This window comes from Veillonella sp. R32 (assembly GCF_010093125.1).
In the GTDB taxonomy this organism is placed as follows: Bacteria; Bacillota; Negativicutes; order Veillonellales; family Veillonellaceae; genus Veillonella_A.
The window spans coordinates 1-22,314 of sequence record NZ_NMZQ01000025.1 but is presented as its reverse complement, the minus strand read 5'-3'; the positions used below and the strand labels follow the sequence as shown (position 1 = coordinate 22,314).

Annotated in this window: 20 protein-coding genes, 6 tRNA genes and 1 other annotated feature; all 26 genes read right to left on the bottom strand. The window is 42.8% G+C overall.

Annotated features, from left to right (window positions below; all coding sequences use genetic code 11):
• Positions 1-218: 218 nt before the first annotated feature.
• Positions 219-294, bottom strand: a tRNA-Val gene (locus VER_RS06055).
• Between the two features lie 6 nt (positions 295-300).
• Positions 301-375 (bottom strand) — tRNA-Glu (locus VER_RS06050).
• A gap of 5 nt (positions 376-380) precedes the next feature.
• Positions 381-456, bottom strand: a tRNA-Lys gene (locus VER_RS06045).
• 10 nt (positions 457-466) lie between these two features.
• Positions 467-541, bottom strand: a tRNA-Gln gene (locus VER_RS06040).
• 34 nt (positions 542-575) lie between these two features.
• Positions 576-651, bottom strand: a tRNA-Asn gene (locus VER_RS06030).
• 7 nt (positions 652-658) lie between these two features.
• Positions 659-733 (bottom strand) — tRNA-Gly (locus VER_RS06025).
• 251 nt (positions 734-984) lie between these two features.
• On the bottom strand, positions 985-1,833 hold the full coding sequence (locus VER_RS06020; protein WP_162099974.1) for a LarC family nickel insertion protein: 849 nt from the start codon (positions 1,831-1,833) through the stop codon (positions 985-987).
• Between the two features lie 121 nt (positions 1,834-1,954).
• Complete coding sequence (locus tag VER_RS06015; protein ID WP_162099973.1) at positions 1,955-3,019, bottom strand: nicotinate-nucleotide--dimethylbenzimidazole phosphoribosyltransferase; 1,065 nt, start codon at positions 3,017-3,019, stop codon at positions 1,955-1,957.
• Entirely contained in the window at positions 3,016-4,056 is a 1,041-nt protein-coding gene (gene cobT, locus VER_RS06010) for a nicotinate-nucleotide--dimethylbenzimidazole phosphoribosyltransferase (protein WP_162100012.1), read from the bottom strand. Before cobT ends, VER_RS06015 begins: the two co-directional genes overlap by 4 nt.
• Before the next feature lie 9 nt (positions 4,057-4,065).
• Positions 4,066-4,929 (bottom strand): prephenate dehydrogenase/arogenate dehydrogenase family protein, encoded by an 864-nt coding sequence (locus VER_RS06005; protein ID WP_162099972.1) that lies wholly within the window; start codon positions 4,927-4,929, stop codon positions 4,066-4,068.
• Positions 4,930-4,982: 53 nt separating this feature from the next.
• On the bottom strand, positions 4,983-6,335 hold the full coding sequence (locus VER_RS06000; protein ID WP_162099971.1) for an MATE family efflux transporter: 1,353 nt from the start codon (positions 6,333-6,335) through the stop codon (positions 4,983-4,985).
• A gap of 95 nt (positions 6,336-6,430) precedes the next feature.
• Positions 6,431-6,778, bottom strand: coding sequence for a hypothetical protein (locus VER_RS05995; protein ID WP_162099970.1), 348 nt, complete (start codon positions 6,776-6,778; stop codon positions 6,431-6,433).
• Between the two features lie 21 nt (positions 6,779-6,799).
• Positions 6,800-8,089 carry a glutamate-1-semialdehyde 2,1-aminomutase gene (hemL, locus tag VER_RS05990; RefSeq protein ID WP_162099969.1) on the bottom strand — a complete coding sequence of 430 codons (1,290 nt, stop codon included), beginning with the start codon at positions 8,087-8,089 and terminating at the stop codon, positions 6,800-6,802.
• Between the two features lie 82 nt (positions 8,090-8,171).
• A complete protein-coding gene (gene hemB, locus VER_RS05985; RefSeq protein ID WP_162099968.1) occupies positions 8,172-9,143 on the bottom strand; it encodes a porphobilinogen synthase in 972 nt (323 codons plus the stop codon).
• Between the two features lie 78 nt (positions 9,144-9,221).
• Entirely contained in the window at positions 9,222-10,769 is a 1,548-nt protein-coding gene (gene cobA, locus VER_RS05980) for a uroporphyrinogen-III C-methyltransferase (RefSeq protein ID WP_162099967.1), read from the bottom strand.
• A complete protein-coding gene (gene hemC / locus VER_RS05975; protein ID WP_162099966.1) occupies positions 10,766-11,704 on the bottom strand; it encodes a hydroxymethylbilane synthase in 939 nt (312 codons plus the stop codon). Before hemC ends, cobA begins: the two co-directional genes overlap by 4 nt.
• Positions 11,701-12,987, bottom strand: coding sequence for a glutamyl-tRNA reductase (hemA, locus tag VER_RS05970; protein ID WP_162099965.1), 1,287 nt, complete (start codon positions 12,985-12,987; stop codon positions 11,701-11,703). Before hemA ends, hemC begins: the two co-directional genes overlap by 4 nt.
• On the bottom strand, positions 12,956-13,591 hold the full coding sequence (locus tag VER_RS05965) for a bifunctional precorrin-2 dehydrogenase/sirohydrochlorin ferrochelatase (protein WP_162099964.1): 636 nt from the start codon (positions 13,589-13,591) through the stop codon (positions 12,956-12,958). Before VER_RS05965 ends, hemA begins: the two co-directional genes overlap by 32 nt.
• Before the next feature lie 107 nt (positions 13,592-13,698).
• Positions 13,699-14,334, bottom strand: a complete 636-nt coding sequence (locus VER_RS05960) for a DivIVA domain-containing protein (protein WP_162099963.1) — start codon at positions 14,332-14,334, stop codon at positions 13,699-13,701.
• A gap of 13 nt (positions 14,335-14,347) precedes the next feature.
• Positions 14,348-15,133 carry an RNA-binding protein gene (locus VER_RS05955; RefSeq protein WP_162099962.1) on the bottom strand — a complete coding sequence of 262 codons (786 nt, stop codon included), beginning with the start codon at positions 15,131-15,133 and terminating at the stop codon, positions 14,348-14,350.
• 10 nt (positions 15,134-15,143) lie between these two features.
• The gene (proC, locus tag VER_RS05950; protein WP_162099961.1) at positions 15,144-15,944 is read right to left on the bottom strand and encodes a pyrroline-5-carboxylate reductase; all 801 of its coding nucleotides are present in this window, start codon (positions 15,942-15,944) and stop codon (positions 15,144-15,146) included.
• Positions 15,945-15,955: 11 nt separating this feature from the next.
• Entirely contained in the window at positions 15,956-16,444 is a 489-nt protein-coding gene (locus VER_RS05945; protein ID WP_162099960.1) for a cell division protein SepF, read from the bottom strand.
• Between the two features lie 31 nt (positions 16,445-16,475).
• Positions 16,476-17,162 (bottom strand): YggS family pyridoxal phosphate-dependent enzyme, encoded by a 687-nt coding sequence (locus tag VER_RS05940; RefSeq protein ID WP_162099959.1) that lies wholly within the window; start codon positions 17,160-17,162, stop codon positions 16,476-16,478.
• A gap of 176 nt (positions 17,163-17,338) precedes the next feature.
• Positions 17,339-18,199 (bottom strand): peptidoglycan editing factor PgeF, encoded by an 861-nt coding sequence (gene pgeF / locus VER_RS05935; RefSeq protein WP_162099958.1) that lies wholly within the window; start codon positions 18,197-18,199, stop codon positions 17,339-17,341.
• Positions 18,200-18,209: 10 nt separating this feature from the next.
• Positions 18,210-20,021 (bottom strand): radical SAM protein, encoded by a 1,812-nt coding sequence (locus VER_RS05930; RefSeq protein WP_162099957.1) that lies wholly within the window; start codon positions 20,019-20,021, stop codon positions 18,210-18,212.
• A 369-nt stretch (positions 20,022-20,390) separates the two neighbouring features.
• Positions 20,391-21,833, bottom strand: a complete 1,443-nt coding sequence (locus VER_RS05925) for a sodium:solute symporter family protein (RefSeq protein ID WP_162099956.1) — start codon at positions 21,831-21,833, stop codon at positions 20,391-20,393.
• Between the two features lie 182 nt (positions 21,834-22,015).
• Positions 22,016-22,226: a binding site (T-box leader), on the bottom strand.
• Between the last annotated feature and the right edge of the window lie 88 nt (positions 22,227-22,314).

Below are 22,314 nucleotides of genomic sequence, written 5' to 3'. Positions count from 1 at the left end.
AACATTTTATTGATGAGGTAGTCACTTAAATTTATATCTAATTGTTAATATGGGAATTAGAGATGATAATAACACTAAATTTTCGTATCATTAATCACTCATAAAATAAAAGAGTAAAGGCATGCTAAACCTTTACTCTTAATAGTTATATTTTCAAAATCATATATTCTATTGAATTGATAAGCTACTTAGTACAGCACTTTCAAAAATCAGCAATTTGGTGGACGATGACAGGATCGAACTGCCGACATCCTGCTTGTAAGGCAGGCGCTCTCCCAGCTGAGCTAATCGTCCATATGTTGGTGACCCGTGGGGGAATCGAACCCCCGATACCGCCGTGAAAGGGCGGTGTCTTAACCGCTTGACCAACGGGCCAAAAGTGGTGACTCACCCGCGACTCGAACGCGGGACACCCTGATTAAAAGTCAGGTGCTCTGCCAACTGAGCTAGTGAGTCATGTAAAAAATGGCAGGGGTAAAAGGATTCGAACCTTTGAATGACGGAGTCAGAGTCCGTTGCCTTACCGCTTGGCGATACCCCTATATATACAAAGGACCAAGCCTGTGTTAATAAAATGGCTCCCCGAGTAGGACTCGAACCTACGACCGATCGGTTAACAGCCGATTGCTCTACCGACTGAGCTATCGAGGAATGAAAGTGGAGCGGAAAACGAGATTCGAACTCGCGACCCCCGCCTTGGCAAGGCGGTGCTCTACCGCTGAGCTATTTCCGCATTTCACAACAGAAACAATTCTACACCGTTAACGATATTTTGTCAAGATATTTTTTAACTTGACACCATTCAAAGTGTCTTGTCCCTGACCGCTTAATAATAATAACAGACAGAGCTAGTACCTGTCAACACTTTTGTAAAAATTTCTTGGCAAAAATTTTACACACCTTACAAAGCCCTGCTTATTCCTTTTATAATGCGTAATATAACACGCTTAAACTGTCTGACCAAGAAGCTTATACGGCTCTGTATTACGCTTCAAATACGGTAAATACATTAGGGATTGGTAAATCCATAGAACCTAAGCCTACGCCCTTTTTAGAGGCTGTATCCGCTTTTGACATCATGATCATAACCAACTCTTGAATCCTGGTTTCATTAATCGTAGGCTTCACAATGGCAGTACCATTAGCCAACTGACCTTCATTTTCAGAGACACTATCCACTGCTAACGTTTTAACTAACGTCGCTCCAGTAGGTGTCACCAATTCTCCAGTAACAGGCGTCACATACGTAGGAAATCCTTCTAGTAAGGCGGCCGTCGCTGGTGTAGGAATATCCATTAAACCATGATCACAACGCACCTTCCCCTGCCCCACATGAAGGGGCGAGAACCGAATCCCCGTTACGCCCAGATACTCTAAGCAACACATAGTGCCTACAATATCAATAATACAATCAATAGCGCCCACTTCGTGAAAATGGACTTTTTCAAGGGTGGTTTCATGAACCTTAGCTTCCGCTTGACCTAAGTATAAGAAAGCCTCTAAGGCTTTCTCTTTGACCCAGGGGCTCAATGAAGAACCTTCAATTAAGACCTTAATGTCTGGATAATTACGACGCCCTTTGTGGCTATGCCAACTAAACGGATTAAACCAACGAGGTCGAGCGTGGGAATGGGAATGAAGTTTTACATCAAAATAGGTGCCTGCCACGCCTAACTTCTCACCAGGCTCACAGAGGTACTCAAAATCACTAAGACCTAAAGGCTGTAAGGCATCTTGTAGATATTGAAACGGCACGCCATAATCTAACAGCGCCCCTATCATCATATTGCCACTAATGCCTGAGGCACATAGGCCTTGTAAATACGTACTCATTCTCATTCCCTCATCTCAAACTCTTACATTCGCTAATCTAAGTCTACTTAGTAATCAGCTCTCATCTAAGTAGACTTAATAATCACCTTATATATACATATACATATACATCTATTTCTACTTAACGACCATCTTGGCGTTTATTACCAGGCCCATCTTCGGCCACTGTTACAGTAGCTTCACCAAACGTCTTCATATCATTTAACATATGAAGTGCTGCATCCACTACGGATAAGCCCATAACCGAACCCAAAGCTTCATCTATTTCGAGATTATAGTATAAATATGGACTAATTTCTAAGAATTTCATCTGAGCCTTGTGAACTGGCTCATTATACGCCGCTGATTGGAATACGAAATCCATTACAGCCGGATTTATAGCATGAGCTACTAATAAAGCAGCACCGGTAACCGCATTATCAAAGACAACAGCCAAACGATTTTCAGCCGCCCCCAAATAAAAGCCTACCATAGCCGCTATATCAAGCGAACCTACACATTGCAAAATCTGCAATGGTTTTTCAGGTGTTAACTCATATCTAGCTAATGTAGCGGTTAAGCGCTCCGCCTTTTCTTGAATAGACAAGGTACATTCATTGTCGGTCAACAATTCCATCATAGGATATTGTGTAATCGCTGCCGTTACGGCTAAGGCACTCAATAAAGTACGTTCCCCTACATTGCCTAAGGCTACCGCTTGCACGCCTTTACTAGCCAATTCTTTAGCCATAGCAAAGCCTACTTCGAGAGCGTCTTCCATTTCAGCAACTGTCATAGCTGGCCCTTTGCCAAAGAATTTAGCGCCAGGGGCTACCTTTTTATTAATGACACCACTTACGGTCTCAGTCGACTGTTCAAGCCCTACATCTACGATATGAACAGAAGCCTTTAATTTTCTAGCCGCCGCTTCAGTCGCACTATGACCACTACCAAGGCGAGTTACTGCTTGTAAGCTTTCTTGTCCTTTCGTATGATTCTGCATGCCATCTACGGCTGTATCACCAGCAAAAATAAGTACACTATTGGAAATATGGTTTGGCTGTTCCACATTGTAAATCCCAGCCAATCGAACAGCAATCTTTTCTAATTGAGCCAAACTATAAATTGGCTTAGTCAAGTTATCTACACGAAGTTGGCATGCCTCCATGCACGCTTTATTCAAGGGTTGAATCGTAAACGTTCTCATGCTTGGTGCCCTCCTTCTAATTCTTGATACATACGAATCGCTAAGTCTAACATGCCCATTTGAATAGAACCTCCCGAAGCTTCGCCTAAGCAAAGGCCAAGGTTAACATACGCTTCTAGCCCCAAGGTTTTTAAAGCCTGTACATGGGCTTTCTCAGCTGATAAATGAGAGGCCATAACATAATCCATGCTGGCTGGTGCCATCGTATGAGCCACTAAAGCGCAGGCTGTCGTGTTAAAGCCATCAATGATAACCATAGCATGCGCAGCGGCTGCCCCTAAAATAATGCCCGTAATGCAAGCAAACTCTAAACCACCAACGGAATGCAAAATTCCAAGGCCATCATTCTTATCGATGTCAGCATATTTTACTAATGCATCATGAACAACCTTTTGTTTTACTTTCAAACGTTCATCAGAAATATTAGTGCCTCGTCCAGTCGCCTGTTCTGCGGTAATCCCCGCAAATTTAGCAGTCATAACGGCACTAGCCGTAGTATTGGCAATCCCCATTTCACCAACGAGGAACACATTATACCCTTCGGCTACTTTTTCATTAACTAGGGCAATCCCCACTTCCATGGCTTGAATACATTCCTCTTTAGTCATGGCTGGTTCTTTTAAAAAGTTGCGCGTACCCATGCGAATTTTATTATGACGCAAACCGGGTACCCAAGTCATATCTGCTTTAATCCCTACATCCACGACTTCCATATCGGTACCACAATAATTGCCCAACGCATTAGCGCCAGCCCCTTTAGGAATTAAGTAGTTTTGCGTCATCCCTACTGTTACATCGATAGGATAGGCACTGACACCCATTTCCGCTACGCCATGATCGGCGCACGCAATAATCATGCAACGCTTAGGAATTTCTGGCGATACTTGCCGTGTTACCATGGCATATTGTTTCACCATATCCACTAATTTACCATAACTACCATAAGGTGTTTCACGATCCCATACTGCTTGTACTGCTTCCCCAATGCTCGTGTCTTTGGGGGTAATTTTTTTACAAGTCTCTTCAAATAAGCCCATCATATCCTCCTATAAGTGGGAAAAGTCATCGCGAATTGTTTTAGCGACTTTCAAATACGTCTCTAGTGTATCATCATCTGAGGTCAAAAGTAAATTTTTAATATGTAATATCTGCTCATCTAATTGTGATAACGCTCTAACTACTTCTTGGCGATTGCTCGTAATAATTTCTCGCCACATAGCTGGATTGCCACCGGCTACGCGCGTAATATCTCTGAAACCACCAGCCGCTAAGCGCAGTCGCAAATCACCTTGCTCATCACCGCCAGCTATGGTAGCTACCATAGCAGCCACAGTATGCGGCATATGACTCACCGTTGCCATAAACCCATCATGATCCGCCAAGGCAATTTGTTCAACACGGCCACCTAAAAATTCGCCCATTGCAATTAATTCACGAGCGCCCGCTTCGCTCCAACTAGGCTCGGCTTCATCAGTTAATACAATCCAAGTACAGCCTTTAAATAAATCACTATGAGCCATGGCATAGCCACCTTTTTCAGAGCCTGCCATAGGATGTATCGAAACAAAATGAGTCCCTACGGGCCTATTTTGTTTCACTGTACGAGCAAAATTCGCCTTCGTACTGGACACATCAGTTATAAGAGTACGAGGCCGTATATAAGGAGCTAACTCCTTAAACAGCCTCGCATTTGTATCTGGCGGCAGGGCAAAGACTAAAATATCTGCTTGTGCCGCCACGACTCGCGCGTCTGTATACGCCGCTGTTACTGCGCCGTCTGCTACCGCTTGAGCCCCTATATGTGAGCGCCGTGCATACCCAATTACCTCGTAATCGGGATGCGACGCTAATCCTTTTGCTAGTGAACCACCTAATAATCCAAGTCCAATAATGCCTACAATCCGTTTCATAACGTACATCCTTCCTTGAGCCTTGTGAAAGAAAATTTTCACAAAACTCCCTACTACGCAGTCTCTTCAATGAGCTTGCGATTCTTCCACTTACCACTGTGCCAACGCCATACAAAAATAATAGCGCGCACTCCTTCATCAATGGCCATAGCAATCCAAATCCCCACTAGCCCCCAACCTAGCCAAATGCCTAGGATATAAGACAAGTTAACGGCACAGAGCCACATACCAAAGATACCTACAATCATTGGCGTCCGAATATCACCGGCAGCCTGCAAACATTGTACCATAATAATGTTCACAGAGCGACCAATTTCTAAAAAGATTTCAATAAACAAGATTGTTTTACCTAGCGCTATAATCTCTTGGTCCGTGGTAAAGAACGCAAAAATATAATCGCTTAGAAGATAAAATGTAGTAGATAAACCAATACTAATAGCCATACCAAGCCACATAGTACGCCATACGCGCGACGATATTTCATCTTCTCGATCGGCGCCTACTAAGAAGCCTACAATAATCTGCGCCGCATTGGCAAGGGCAATGGTATACATATAGCAGAACATGGAAATAATATATGCATATACCTTAGTATTAATCACCACAATCCCAAAGATATTAACCATTTTCATAATTGTTGTCTGCGACAGCTGATACGATAAGGTTTCGCCACCAGAAGGCACTCCAATGTGAAGCAAACGTTTCAGCGTTTCCTTCGGGAATGGTTTCAAATAGGACCAGGATAATTTCACTGACAATTGTGTACGGAAAAGATAATATACTAATAATAAGCCTAGCCCTTTGCTTAATGTGGTAGATACGGATACACCGAGTACCCCTAAAGACGGAATCGGACCCCAACCATAAATTAATACTAAGTTACTGAAAATATGGACTACATTCATGACTAACGCTACGCACATAGTAATAACAGGTAGTGAAAAGCCTCTAAAGGTAGCTACAAAGGCCGTATAAATCCCCGTAATAGGAATACTACAGGCCACAATCGTCATATATAGACTCGTTTCTTCAATAATTTCTTCTGGCACGCCTAACCATTCAAATAAAAGGCGGTGAAAGACTAGAATAAACGCAGCGGCACAACTACTGAAAACAAAGTTAAAGGCTACACTAACTGTACACACTTCATTAATTTTATCTGGGTTTTTAGCCCCTAAATATTGCGCTATTAAGATGGTACAGGCCGTACTCATAACCGTAATCAGGAAAATGAAAATATTCATAATCTGATTTGCATTCGCTACGGCCGCTACGGCTTCTTGGGAATAATGACTCATCATAAACTGATCAATATTACCAATCAACATTTGTAAGAAAATTTCGATAAAAATTGGCCAGCTTAATGTTACAACCGATAAGCTGGCACTCTTTTTAAAGGATCTCATACATCAACCTCAATCTTTAATCCTCAACCCCTATATAAAAGGGGTGACCTAAGTGATACGCTATCATCTATGTATACCTCCGGTCACCCTTCACTCTAAATCTTGGTCAACGCTTCATGGTCAATCAAACACTGCCAATCCGCTACCAACTTATATTTAGCATTCGCCTGTGCTAGGTCCCAATTTTCACCTTCGGGAAACCAATTACCTGGCATACAGCCACTTTTGGCAAAGTTAATGGCAAACCCTAACTTGCGCACTTCTTTGGCTGCCCACCAAGCACCAATGGCATCACGCCCTACTAAATATAAATTTTCTACGCGCGTTGCCTCTAACCAATGGGCAATTTCATCCCAATATTCACGAGGCACAACACTATCTGCTAAACACTCCTGCAAGCTTTTACGTGCCGCCGCTAACGTTTCTGGTGTTAACTCAGTCATCGCTCTATCTCCTAGTCACTACTACAAGGTAGCAAAGGCTTCTTCTGCTACAGCCAAGGTCTTTTCAATATCCTGTGGCGAATGCATAGCTGACATGAAATTACTTTCATATTGGCTTGGTGCATAATAAATGCCATGGCTTAAATTATAATGGAAGAATTTTTTGAACGCTTCCATGTCGCAGGCTGAAGCATCGTCAAAATTAAGAACTGGTTTAGCGCTAAAGAATAGGGTAAACATAGAACCTACTGACTGTACTTGCACAGGAATATTATACTTAGCCGCTCGTTCGCGCAAACCTTCACAAAGCATATCAGTTGCTTGTTCGATGCGCTTAAATACCGTTGGATCTTGCTGTAAAATGCTAAGCGTTGCTAGGCCCGCTGTCATGGCAATAGGATTACCACTTAAGGTCCCCGCTTGATAAATAGGACCTGCTGGCGCTACGTGATTCATAATTTCACGGGAGCCACCAAACACAGCCATAGGCAACCCGCCGCCTACAATTTTGCCTAAGCAAGTTAAATCGGGCTTAATGCCGTATTTCTTCTGCGCACCGCCTGAGCTTGCACGGAAACCGCACATAACTTCGTCAAAAATCAATAAGGCTCCATGCGCCGTAGTAAGCTCACGCAAAGTTTCTAAGAACCCTGACACAGGTGGTACACAACCCATATTACCAGCCACAGGCTCTACAATTACAGCCGCAATCGAATGCCCTTCTTTTTGGAATAAGGCGCGAATGGCATCTATATCATTGTAAGGTACCGTCAAGGTATCCGCTGCCACGCCCGCTGGTACGCCAGGACTATCGGGCACACCAAACGTAGCCAACCCTGAGCCGGCTTTAACGAGTAAACAATCACTATGACCATGGTAACAACCTACGAATTTTACAATTTTATCACGACCCGTATAGCCACGAGCTACGCGCAAAGCACTCATAGTGGATTCTGTGCCAGAATTTACCATGCGCACCATTTCCATATGAGGCATGAAGGCTTGAATTTTTTTAGCCACTTCTGTTTCCAATAAAGTAGGTGCCCCATAGCTAGTACCACGCAGTACCGCTTCTTGTAAAGCCGCTACCACTTCAGATTTAGCATGGCCTAAAATCATAGGTCCCCAAGACAATACGTAATCAATGTATTCATTACCGTCAATATCATAAATACGATCGCCTGCTGCCGAACTGATAAAAGGCGGTTCAGAGCCTACACTACGATAGGAACGGACCGGACTATTTACACCGCCCGGCATATAAGCCTTTGCTTCAAGAAAGGCTTGTTTCGATTTTTCTAACGTATACATAATTCTCTCCTCATAGTATGAATAACAATGACTACGTGCATCCTAACTATCAAGCACTCCTAATTTGACTTGAGAGTGTATCTTACCGCACCCAGCGCGCTACGTCAAGGGCATGATAGGTAATAATAATTTTAGCCCCAGCTCGTTTCATGGATAATAAAGTTTCTAAAACGATTCGTTTTTCATCCACTAAGCCTTGGGCGGCCGCTGTTTTAACCATAGCGTATTCGCCACTTACATTATATACAGCTAAGGGATAATCAAAGTTATCGCGGGCTTCGCGCACAATATCCAAATAAGAAAGGGCTGGCTTAATCATAATAATATCGGCCCCTTCGCGAATGTCTAATTCAATTTCACGCATTGCTTCTAAACGATTAGCTTCGTCCATCTGATAGCCCTTGCGGTCGCCAAATTCAGGTGCTGAATGAACCGCATCACGGAAAGGACCATAGTAAGCACTGGCATATTTAGCCGCATAGCTCATGATGGATACATTGGTGAAACCTGCTTCATCTAGTGCTTCACGAATGGCAGCCACACGGCCGTCCATCATATCAGAAGGCGCTACCATATGAGCCCCTGCTTTCGCATGACTCACAGCTACTTTCGCCAATAAAGGCAAGGTTTCATCATTTAATACTTCGTGATTTTCTACACAGCCACAATGACCGGTACTTGTATATTGGCAAAGACATACATCGGAAACAACAACGAGTTCAGGTACTTCTTTGCGAATCGCCATAATCGCTTGTTGCACCGGTTGTTCCATATCCCAAGCAGAAGATCCTTGTTCATCTTTATAGGTAGGAATGCCAAATATTTCAACGCCTAAAACGCCTAAAGCATGCGCTTCTTTTGCCATATTAACTGCTTCATCCACGGATAGATGATATTGACCAGGTAACGATGGAATCTCTTCCTTAACACCAGTGCCTGGAACTATAAATAAAGGATAAATTAAGTCCTCTACTTGTAAAGTTGTCTCACGCACTAAAGCACGCATAGCTGGTGTTGTCCGCAAACGGCGCGGACGGTAAGTTAAATCTAACATAAATCCTCGTCTCCTTTTATTATATACTACCTTTCTATTGTAGTACGAATTGGCTAATAAGGCTACCTCTTAATACGTTTAGGCCTTAGCTGGCATATCCTTAGTGGCCATATCCTTAGTAGCATCGGCTTGAATCATAGCCACCATAGCGGGAATGGTAAACGTATCACTAATTAAATCCGGCTCGATACCTTGTTCTACACAAGTGGCTGCCGTAATCGGACCAATGCAAGCTACTTTTGCTTTTTTAAGCAACTCTTTACCCTTAGGTCCCAACAATTTCAAAGTATTGGTTACCGTTGAAGAACTAGTAAACGTAATGTAATCAACCGTATCCGTTTGTAATGCTTCTTGCAACGTAGTTGCTTGTGATTCATCCACTAAAGTTTCATAGAGGCGCGCTACGGTAACGTCAATGCCCCCTTCCGTCAAGCCATTATAAATGACTTGTCGAGCTACTTTAGGTTGAATGAGAAGTACCTTATCCCCCTCTTTTAAAACAGCCTGTAATGCCTTTACTACGGATTCGCCTTTGTAATCGGCTGGCACAATATCGGCCAATAAGCCTTTAGCTTGTAAGGCTTTCGCCGTAGCACTACCAATAGCACAAAGTTTAGCTTGTCCTAAGACACGGCTATCCTTACCCATAGTTTGTAAAGCTTGGAAGAAATAGCGCACCCCTTCCGCGGACGTGAAAATAACGGTTTTAAAGCTATGTGCTTTGAGCAACACATCTTCTGTCTTCCGTTCTAAGGGTAACGCCTGTGTTTTAATAGCGGCCGCTTCGATTACATTAGCCCCTAACGCTTCTAATTGTTCGCTAAGTACACTCGCTTTAGCGCGGGCCCGCGTCACCATAATTGTTTTACCAAACAAAGGTTTATTATCAAACCAGCGTAAGGATTCACGCAAATTAACTACATTCCCCACTGTAATGATGGATGGCGGTTTAATTCCCGCTTTTTTTACATCCTCGGCTACATGTTCTAAGGTGGAAATCAACGTTTCTTGAATGGGTTTAGTGCCCCAACGAATCACGGCTACTGGCGTATCTTTAGACCGGCCATATTCCATGAGTTTCTGAGAAATCATAGGCAAATTGCCTACCCCCATAACAAAACTAATGGTATCAACAGACGTAGCCAAACCTTGCCAATTAATGCCTGATTCGTTTTTAGTAGGATCTTCATGCCCCGTTACAATAGCAAACGACGTAGCCATAGCACGTTGCGTCACCGGAATCCCCGCATAAGCTGGTGCTGAAATACCAGAGGTAACCCCCGGCACAAATTCAAAAGGCACCCCTGCTTTAGCTAGTTCCAAGGCTTCTTCGCCACCACGCCCAAAGATAAGAGGATCCCCCCCTTTAAGACGAGCTACGATTTTACCAGCCTTGCCAAATTTTACGAGCAATTCGTTGATTTCATATTGATGTAAGGTATGATGTTTACATTGTTTGCCTGCATAAATAAGCTCTGCGTCAGGTCGTGCCCAACGCAATAAATGCTCATCAGCTAAATAGTCATATACAATAACATCAGCCTTTTCAATACATTCGCGGCCTTTTACTGTAATTAATTTGTAATCCCCTGGACCTGCGCCAATCAAATATACCATACCGGTCATTGCAAAATTCCCTCCTGAACCAACTCTTCAATAATATGTTTGCCCCCTTCTTCAAAGAGTGCTTTTGCTAAATTACGACCAATAATCTCTGCCGTTTGTTTAGGCCCTGTCATTTCCCCTTCGTAACAATTTTTACCATCCAAAGACGCAATAATAGCCTTTAAGGTTAATTGGCCTTTATGAATTGTGCCATGTACCCCCATTGGTACCTGACAGCCCCCTTGCAATTGACGCAAGAAACTCCGTTCGCCACGAGTACACCACATGGTATCTTCATCATTTAATTTGGCCAACATAGCCAACATATCTTCATCATCGCTACGGCATTCAATAGCCAAAGCGCCTTGCCCTACGGCAGGAATTAATTCATCCGCCGTAAACACTTGCGTAATTTGATCCGCTAAGCCTAATCGTTTCAAACCGGCCTGTGCCAACACGATAGCATCAAAGTTTTCTTCTTCTAATTTGCGCAAACGAGTCTGTACATTACCGCGCAACACGTTAATTTGTAAATCGGGGCGATGATGTAATAACTGAGCTTGCCGACGTAAACTGCTAGTCCCCACTTTAGCACCTTGAGGTAATTTATCTAAGGTCTTATATTTTGGTGAAACGAGCGCATCACAAGGAACTTCCCGTTTCGTAATGGCCCCTAAGGTCAAGCCTTCTGGCAAATCGGTAGGCATATCCTTTAAGCTATGAACGGCAATATCGATAGAGCCTTCACGCATGGATGCTTCTAATTCTTCAGTAAATAAACCCTTGCCACCAATTTCAGCCAAAGGCTTTTCTAAAATCCGATCACCTTTAGTACTATGATGTACCAGTTCAACCTGACAACCAGGAAATAAACGTTGTAATTCTGCCCCTACAAATTCAGCTTGCCACAAAGCTAAGGCACTACTTCGTGTTCCAATACGGATTATATCTCTCATAAGGATTTTCTCTCCTTTGCTAGGTCAAACATATCATGGAATAATTTCCAGTATTCATTCTCTTCGTCTTTACCCGCTACTTCACCAAAACGAATCATAGGATCCCGTAATAATTTGCGGACAATCATACGACTCATATTATCCATAATTTTACGTAACCGATCATCAGCATCAGGCAATTTCGCCAAGGCACGATGAAGTTCACGCTTGCGGATTCGTTCCGCTTTATCGCTTAATAAGACCATCATCGGGCGCACCGATAAATAGCCTAATTTTTCTTCCAATTCTTCAATGGCCTCTGCAATAATTGGTTTCGCTTTTTCTGCTTCCAATTCGCGTTGATGTTTATTAGCTTCTACCACGCTCTCCAAGGAATCAATATTAAAGAGATATACATCTTCAATATCGGATACATCAGGATCAATATCACGTGGCACGGCAATGTCAATCATAACAATCGGATTACCTTTACGGTTAGCCGCAATTTTAGTGGCTTCCTCAGGACCAATGATATAATGAGGGGCCCCAGTGGAGGTAATTAAAATATCCGCTTCTTTCGATTGCTCAATAAATTTATCAGACGGAATCGCTTCGCCACCAAAGCGTTTAGCCAAATCTACCGCTTTATGATAGGTACGATTAGAAACGAAAATACTTTTTACCCCTTTAGATTGTAAATGAGTGGCTGTTAATTCACTCATTTCACCAGCACCTAGCACAAGCACCTTCGCTTCGGACATAGGCTTCGTTAAGCAGTCTTCCGCTAAATTAACGGCTGCATAACTGACGGATACAGGAGTATTAGCAATCCCCGTTTGGGTCCTTACTTTTTTCCCCACACTAATAGCCCGCTGGAAAATAATATTGAAAATAGGGCCTGTTAAACCACGACTATAGGCTGTAATATAAGCTACTTTTAATTGGCTCAAAATCTGACCTTCCCCAAGCACCAAGGAATCAAGACTAGAGGCTACATTGAATAAGTGAGACAACAAGTCGCGACCTTCATACACAAAGAACCAATCCTCTTCGATGGTCATGTCTTCACAGCCCTTTAAATGTTGTAATAAATGAAGCATAAACTCTTTTGGTTTAGCCACATCATCTAACACCGCATATAATTCTGTACGATTGCAAGTCGATAAAAGCACGCATTCAGCTACTTGCTCATGTTCGTACACATGATTTAATGCATCACCTACTTCTGATTTATCAAAGGAAAACACTTCACGCACATTAACCGGTGCGCTTCTATGGTTTAAGCCTAATACTACTAATTGCATTGTTTAGTATCTCCTCCACACGTTTCCATTCACCATCTATAATCATCGCCAACTGTTCTTCACCTAACTGAGCTTGCCAAAAAGCTTCCCGTTCAGCTGGGCTTGGTAACAATTGCCGCACTTCTCGTCGTAACACTTTTAAAACGGGTAACATCTGAGCCACAGGCTCATACCGTTTCGCTAGGTCTGCCTTAATCAAGCGACTAAGACGAGGACTCACTCGGCCTGTAAAAATAGCAAACTGTAAATCCCCTACAGTTACACTAGCGGGGAAGGTAAAATCACAATCGTCCCGATTATCCGCTCGATTAACTAAAGCTCCTAAAGCCCGCGCCCTTTTGGCTACCGCTTCATTTAACACACTATCACTGGTAGCTAATAACACAAAATCAGCATGTAAATCGATTGTATCCGAATACATTTCTGAAAGCCACGTTAATTGTCCCTCAGCAGCCCAAGTCGAAATTTCAGAGGTCACTGACGGACTTACTACCGTCACCTTGGCCTGTTCTGCTAAAAATAGGCCTATCCGTCGAGTCGCCACAGGGCCCCCGCCAATGACAATACAGCGTTTCCCTGCTAGGCGTACCGCCATCGTAATCATAAGGACCTCTCTTCCTATTAGCTATGAATATTTTTCATATGTTCCTTATATCAAAAACGGCTTGATATAAGATCAAGCCGATTGATACTACCTTATGCGGTATATAATTATTTATTTGCGTCTGTTTTATCAGCGTCTTCACTAACTGGCTCGCTAGTTTCATTAGCCGCCTCACCAGCAGCATTGGCTTCCAGCACGGCTTCATCAACACCAGCATTTTCGTGAATGGTAGAGTTATCTTCTGCTACCGCTGCAATCACTTCATCAATATCAACAGACTCAACAGGTACTGAGCTATCCCCTAGCACACAGCCGTCTAATAATTGTAATTGAGAGTTAAGAATTGATTCCATACGCGCTTTAAATACAGCTACTTCATTGCGAATAATGGAGTATTTTTCTTGTCCTTCCCGCAAGCTGCGTTCTGCGTCTTCTAAAATCAATTTACGTTGTTGTTCAGCTTCTTGAATAATAAGATCCGCTTCCTTACGAGCTGCATTTTTAACATTTTCGCCCGTTTCTTGCGCTAATACTAACGTATTATTCATAGTCGCTTCCATTTGTTCATATTGAGCAATGCGTTTTTCCAATTGCTCAATTTTATCTGTCATTTCGCGATTATCGCGATAGAGTGTTTCATAGTCATGAACTAATTCAGCCATAAATGCATCGACCGATGCTGTATCGTACCCACGAAAGCCCTTTTCAAACTCTTTATTGTGAATATCCATTGGTGTAATCATAGCTTACCTCCTATTACATGAAACGTTTGAGATATACCCCAATACGTCCTTTACGAGATGTGCCTGTGATGGCCTCAATCTTCATTCGTCCACGACCGCGAAGTGAAATAATGTCCCCTTCTTTAACTTCTTGCGCCGGCCCTTTAGCAGGTTGCCAATTCACTTGAACGAGTCCTGCATTAATAGAGCTCACCACTTTAGTGCGAGATACACTAAACCCAGAGGATGCAATCGCATCTAACCGCAAAGAAGCTACGGTAGTTCGTATTTCTTTAATTTTTTCTTCCTTTGGTTGGATTTCAGCTAAATCCATATCTTCAACCGATACAGACACCATAGCAATCTTGGTAAAATTCTGTTTCACATAGTCTGCCATCGCTGAATCAACAATTAACTGGGCGCCACCAGTTTGCATAATAATATCACCAAAACTTGTACGCTCAATGCCCAGCCCCATGAGCGAGCCCAACACATCGCGATGCGTTAACAAACGGAACCGCGGATCCCAGGAAACCTTTAATGCACTAATGCCTAAATCAACCGTGCCCTGAAAATCTGCAGCTACAAATGCTACCCGTATGCGCTCGGCTCCTTCATAGCCACCGCCAAACTCCACACGTAACTGTGGCAAATTAGCTTTAATTGCATCGGCAATGACAAGACCTGCCGGGGACATAAATTCAGTCACTCGAAATGGTTTGCCCCCCACTACTTGCTCAGCTAAATCTAGCATACGACGAGCTTCTTCACCATTGCCTGACGCTTCAAAATAACGAATTAATTTCTCTTTATCTTTCACAAATCCTCCTTTATTTTTTACCTAACTCAAAGGAGCGTTCATAACAAGCCACTACACCCTCTTGCATAGCTGTGCGAATACCAGCTTTTTCCATAGCTGCAATTCCTGCAATTGTCGTGCCACCAGGAGATGTTACTTGATCCCGTAAAATCGCAGGATGAGTCCCTGTTTCAAGGGCCATCTTACCAGCACCAAATAAAGTATAAGCGGCCGCTTTAATGGCCAACGGACGAGTTAAACCAAGGCGCACGCCTGCATCAGCTAAGGCATCCATAATGACAAAGGCATAGCCAGGACCTGAGCCTGAAACGGCTGTCAGTCGTTCTAAATCGGCTTCTGATACAACCACCGCTTCACCAATGGCACCAAATAACTGAGCAAATGCCTCCGTTGCCTCAGTCGTACCCTTAGTGCCCACCGCTAATGCTGTTAAGCCAGCGCCTACGGCTACCGGTGTATTAGGCATAGCACGGTACCAATCCGCTTGTGGCAAGGCTGCTTCTAAAGTAGCTAAATTAATACCAGCCGCTACGGACAAACATGTTACACCAACTGGAATCCTTTGAAATTGTGGTACCACTTGTGGCCATACTTGTGGTTTCACAGCCCAAATAATCGTGTTAAACTGACTCAAATCAGGTAGTTCAACACTGGCTACAACACCTAATTCAGTTTGCAACGCTTTGGCGCTTGCTTCTGTGCGAACAAGCACCTGCACCTGTTTAGGCGCCATTAAGCCGGCCTGTAAGGCGCCACGCAATATAGCGCCTCCCATAGCACCAGCTCCCACAAATAGAATCTGTCCTAACATAGTAACACCTACTAAATTTGTGGATCTTTCCAAGCAAGTTTTTCAGATAAATCATTATAACTCTTATCGTTATAATCTACCGATACATTAACAGGTACACAAATAAAAATATCTTTACCGATTTTTTCTAATTTGCCATCTAACGCAAAAGTTGCACCGCTAACAAAATCGACAATACGAGCTGCTTCATGAGGGTCTGTTTTTTCAAAATTAATAACCACGGGACGCATATCACGAAGTTCGTTAGTAATTTTTTCAGAATCTTCAAATACGGTTGGTTCAACAATTACTACTTTCATTGCATTAGGACGCTGTGCCACTGTATTATATCCTCCTGTTTTTGCGGGACGAAATGCGGAACTTGTAGAATTAGTCTGCGGTGTATGTTGCACCGGCTCATCATAATCAGGACCTAGATTATCTTCAAATTCTTCTTCATCATATTCGTTACGGTCATTTATCAAAAACATATTTTTGATGGTATTCCAATTCAAGCTCATTAATAAACCCTCCTACATTGCGCTAAGCTATTTAATAATATACTCGGTTACCAAAAATTGCGGTGCCAACGCGAATCATATTCGCGCCTTCTCCTAAAGCCACTTCAAAGTCATGGGTCATCCCCATTGACAAATACGAAATCTGTCCTTCTGGGAATTGCGATTTCATATCTTCATAGAGTGCATGGGCTACTCGAAAAATAGGACGAGCTTCTTCCGGATTTTCGAAAAAAGGCGCCATACACATCAACCCTTTGACTCTAACATTTGGCAATGTCTTCGCATAATCGCGCACTTCTGGAAAGTCTTCCACCGTCAACCCCGATTTACTTTCTTCTCGGGCCACATTTACTTGCAATAAAATATCTTGTACTTTATCACATTTAGCGGCCACTTTATTTATTTCATCTAGTAGCTTCTTGCTATCAACAGAGTGTATCAAGGAAAATAGTGGCACTGCTTGTCGAACCTTGTTATCTTGCAAATGACCGATTAAATGCCATTCCAATTCCGGCCCGTTATAGGTCAAAATCTTTTCCTTTGCTTCTTGTACTCGGTTCTCTCCAACCGTCCGAATACCAAGTTGAGCCACCGTTTCCACCGCTGTTACAGGATGGTTCTTAGTCACTGCTATGAGCGTCACTGAGTCTGTTCGACCAGCTTGTGCCATGGCTTCTTGCATGCGCTTTTGCACAGCTTCTAACGCATCTTTTATCATAGCTTACCCCCTATATGCACCAGCTAACTCTTGTCAGTGCATGTCAAAAAATTACTTTCATGCGATAATATTATATAATACTTTAAGTAAAATGCCAATGAAAATATGACAAACACTATATATATTAAGGTTATTTTTAGGGTTTTCTCATATTTTTAACTAAATAAGATATAAGACTACTCTCGCTTAGTTAACATCGCAAACAATGCCATACGCCCCGTCTTGCCAAACTCCCGTCGATAGGAATAACAAGCAGGTGCGGTCATGCTATCAGTAGGCGAGACCGTAATCTGTTGTAAAGGCACACCAAGTTGGCGTAAATCCTGAACAATAAATTGTTGTAAATTTACATGAGGCGTTTGAATCCCCTTATCAGCACGATAGCGATAGCCCACAATTTGATCTGGAATACGCGAAGCTTTCCTAAAAGTATCAGCCAACTCTTCACTCACTTCAAAGGAAGCATATTGAATGGATGGGCCTAAATAAATGTGACATTCTGCGGGCTCTGTACCATAAGCTCTATGCATAGCCTCCAAAGTAAGACCTGACACATGACCAATCGTACCACGCCAACCGGCATGAATGACTGCCATCGCATGATGCCTAGGATCATATACTAAAACAGGCACACAATCCGCCACCAACAACAATAAAGGAACGCCTATTAAATTAGTGAATAAAGCATCACTATCAGGAATAGCTTTATCCATCTGAAATGCACCGGCACCCACGTTTTCTTTCGTCACTTCTGAAATCTGTGTCCCATGCACTTGTTGTGCACAAGTCAACATTTCAGGGCCTACGCGCAAATGCTTAGCCAAGCGCCGACGATTTTCCCATACATGCTCTATATCATCACCTACATGTAAGCCCAGATTAAAAGAATCAAAGGGCTTTTTCGAAACGCCACCAAAACGGCGAGTTACACCATGCATAAGAGGAAAGCCCGTCAATGCGGTAGCCGCTTCAAATTCAAAAGGTCGACCAGGAAAACCGCCACCTTCACGAATTACCGTTCTATTCTGTCGTGCCATAGGTTTCACCTCATCCCACACAAACACCACAACGTTTACAGCCCGTCTGACAAGGCGGTGTATACACTTCTGTCAAACTACGCTGCCATTCGGCCGCCAAATAGCCATCAGCTAACTGCATATCTAACATATCCCAAGGTAAAGGGTCTGTCAGCGCCCGCTCCGTATATAGAGCCGCCTCCATATCATAACCAAAATCACTACAAACCTTTTTAAACTGCTTAGGCCCACCGGCTTCAACCGCTGCCAAGATAATCTCGCCTAGCCGGCGATCGCCCCGAGCCAATACACCTTGAATATACGCTTCTTTAGGCGACTCTACCAATACTTCAATCCGGCGATTCTTACTCAACGCTTTCTTAATCGTATTTAACTTTTTAGTCACCTCTTTTTGATGGGCCATCGGCATCCACTGAAACGGCGTAAAAGGCTTCGGAATAAATGGATTAACACTTAACGTCAAACGCCCTTTACAGCCAGCCTCTTGCATATAGCGATACACATCTTCAGCCATGCTTACAATCGCCAATATATCGTCCTCAGTTTCCGTTGGCAAGCCAACCATAATATATAGACGAATATGAGGGATTCCTGCATTAGCCGCCAGTTTCACCGCCTTAGCCATATCTTCATTAGATATTCCTTTATTAATGACGCGACGTAAACGATCACTCCCCGCTTCTGGGGCAATGGTAATCGTTTGCTGACCACTAGCAGCCAAACCATCAACCACAGCCTGAGTCAATGAGTCAGCTCGCAAAGAGGCACAAGAATAACGAAGCCCTTTAGAGCGGATATACATCACTAATTCATCAATGTCAGGATAATCAGAAATAGCCGCCCCCATAAGCCCCACTTTTTTATTTAATGCCGCCGCTCTATCAACACCCTCTTTTAACAAGTCAAGACGACGTACGCGCGGCGTCCGATAGCAATAGCCAGCCATGCAAAAACGACAGTGTCGACCACAACCACGAGCTACTTCAACGATATACATCGCCCCAAATTCAGTAAAGTCCGTAGCAATGACTGTTTCACCAACTGTATCCAGAGATTTCCAATGGCGTGTTACCTTTGGTATAGCACAACCTGTACTAACAGCCGGATTAGTATTTTTTACGTTCTCTGTCGCTGTAACCGCAACAGAGAACGTACTACTGCTTATATCTTCAACAAAACGATAGCCTGTAAACCGCCCACTTTCATCAAATTGAGGTTCATACAGCGCTGGCACATATACCCCAGGTTCTTTACTTAAAGCCTGCAAAATGTCTGAACGCAACCACTGTTCATTGCGTCCTTGTTCAATTATATCTAGCACCCTAGGGACTAATTCTTCCCCTTCGCCAATAATAAAGGCATCAATAAAGTCAGACACAGGCTCTGGATTAAACGTAGCACAGGGACCACCTGCAATAACAATAGGATCCCGTTCAATGCGATGAATGCGTTTCACCGGCACTCGCCCTAATTTAAGCAAGGTAGGAATATTAAAATAATCCATTTCAAACGTAATATCAATGCCTATTACATCGCACTCATTAAGGGGCCTTTGTGTTTCCACACTCATCAAAGGTAAGCGGTGTTTTTCATAATCCCGCAATTCTGAATTAGGTGGTAAAAAATATCGCTCCCCACAGCTGGTAGGACGTTTATTTATTTCTTCATAAATAATTTGTATACCTAAATTACTCATGCCTACAAAATATGTATTTGGATACACTAACCCCACTTTAAATGGTTTGTGAGGATTGCTTTCAATTCGACTTACTTCCTTCACTCTAAGCGATTGTAAGCCATTTAATATATCGTTTCGTGTCACGGCACAACCTCCTTGAGCAATCAACATCTTAATTATTTATTATAGCATGAAATATCCCGTTAAATAAACATGGTAAAAGAGCGCTCTCCTAATCAGTAAGAACGCTCCTTCATTATCGCGATATGCCCGTATTCTATTGTTACTTCTATCTATATTAACGGCTCCCATTATTTCTAAAATTTTAAGCCACAAAATAAAAATTCACTTGTTTTTCGCCGCATAGTTTTTAAAACCTATTCCTTACAATATAAAAATAAAAAGCCATTTAATCACAATTCGTGGTTTCTCAACGCCCAACGATTTGCATTAAATGGCTTTTATCTTAACCCTTACTATTAAATTCCCCAAAATCGACTAAAATTACTTAGTCTAAATATCTACACCAACCATCCCCTTTTCAGAAGCCGCTTCCCCTTGCAAAGCGTCATCAACAACGATAGAACGCTTGCTAACTAAAGTACAAACACCAAATGTAACAGCACACACAATCCATTCTAAATAAATTACATGCGGTACAATACGTACAACTGGTGCTACATTCCATAAAATCAAAGTAATCACAGCGGCCACCAACGTGTAGAAAGCACCAATTCGACTGCAATATTTTGGCGCGAACAAGGTCATCAACACAATTACAGCAAACGCAGCCATTAAACTTAGGCCTTGCATTAAAGTAGCAATAATACCGCTAATCGTCAAAGCAAATGTGAAGGTTAATAAACCCATGACAACAATAGCAATTCGGGTAATCAACGTATACTGCTCATCGGTTACATTTGGATTGATGAAACGTTTATAAATATCTTGAGAGAATAAAGTGCCAGAACTCAATAATAGATTGCAAGCGGTACTCACATCAGCGGCCCAAAGAGCAGCTAAAGTTAATCCTGCTAATAAAGGATGTAAAGAAACAATTAACTTAGGTAAGGCTAACGCCGGTGCTAAACTAGGATATAATTCAGCCGCAATAACGCCTAAATAAGCACTAACAAAGCCAATCGGCAACATAATTAAACCACCAAGAATGAAGCCCTTTTGAGCCACCCTTACCGTTTTAGCACCTAAGGAAATTTGAATAATACTTTGTAAAGACAAATTAACGGTAATCAGTGTCACCACCCATGTCAAAATCGTTAAGCCTCCAACGCCTTCAACGAGATCAAACATATGAGGCATCGGTGCTTGCGCCTCTACAGCGGCAGTGCCCCCCATTAAATGAACAGCCATATAGGCAGCGGCGGCAATACCAATATATTTAAGTGTAACGTTTAATAAATTAGAAATACTGGCAGACCACATACCTCCCATCATAGTAACGCTAATGAATACGATGGCACTCATAATCATACCGGTTGTTACGGTGAATACTTCTGGTAATAAGGCCGCTAAAATGGTACCACCCGCTACATACTGCAAACTCATGACACAAAGTTGCACCAAGATCTGGATTACAATGCCTGCAATTCGACTTTTCTTATCATAATATCGTTCTAACATTTCAGGCACTGTAGTAATTTGTAAACGGCGATACCGTTTAGCTACCGTAAGCCCCATAACAATGGCCCCAAGCCCCCAAGCGGCGGTGTACCAGCCGGCGGAGATACCTTTCATATAAGCCTGTTCCGCCACCCCAATAGTAGAAGCCCCACCTACGGCTAAGCCTACAATTGAAACAGTAATCAATGGCGTTGTCATACGACGTCCGGCCAATACATAATTTTCAGCCTTTCCAGTTGTTAAACGACGCGATACCCAAGAAATCACAAAGAGTAATACCACATACAGCCCTACAATCACAGTTGAAATAGTCATTTTTTCGCTCCTTTCGCTATGGTGATTGGGGCATATCACCGGCCCGTCCGCCTAACTAGACTTAACATACTCTCTTCACTCTCAAAAGTTAGAAATAAAAAATCGCCCCTAAAAAAGGGACGATGACGAATCGCGGTACCACCCTCATTGACGATTTTGGATAATAAAAAAAGAGCGTAGCACCAAGGGACGGAAATTCCGCGGTACCACCCTCATTATCTCGAATCGACCAACTCATAGTTCTTCTAACGACAACCACGCCGGCGCAGCCTACTATTGTTCAGCTTTGCAGTTCAGAAAGGAACTTCACACTATAATCACTACCGTTTTACACCAACCAACGGCTCTCTGCGCGTGCCTTATAGGGCTACTTTCTTTCATCATCACTTTTATCTGTGCTTAGCACATTTTTAAGATTGAAATCATTATATAAAATACATTTGTCCATGTCAAGAGAAAAATGGTTCTATAATTTATTTTG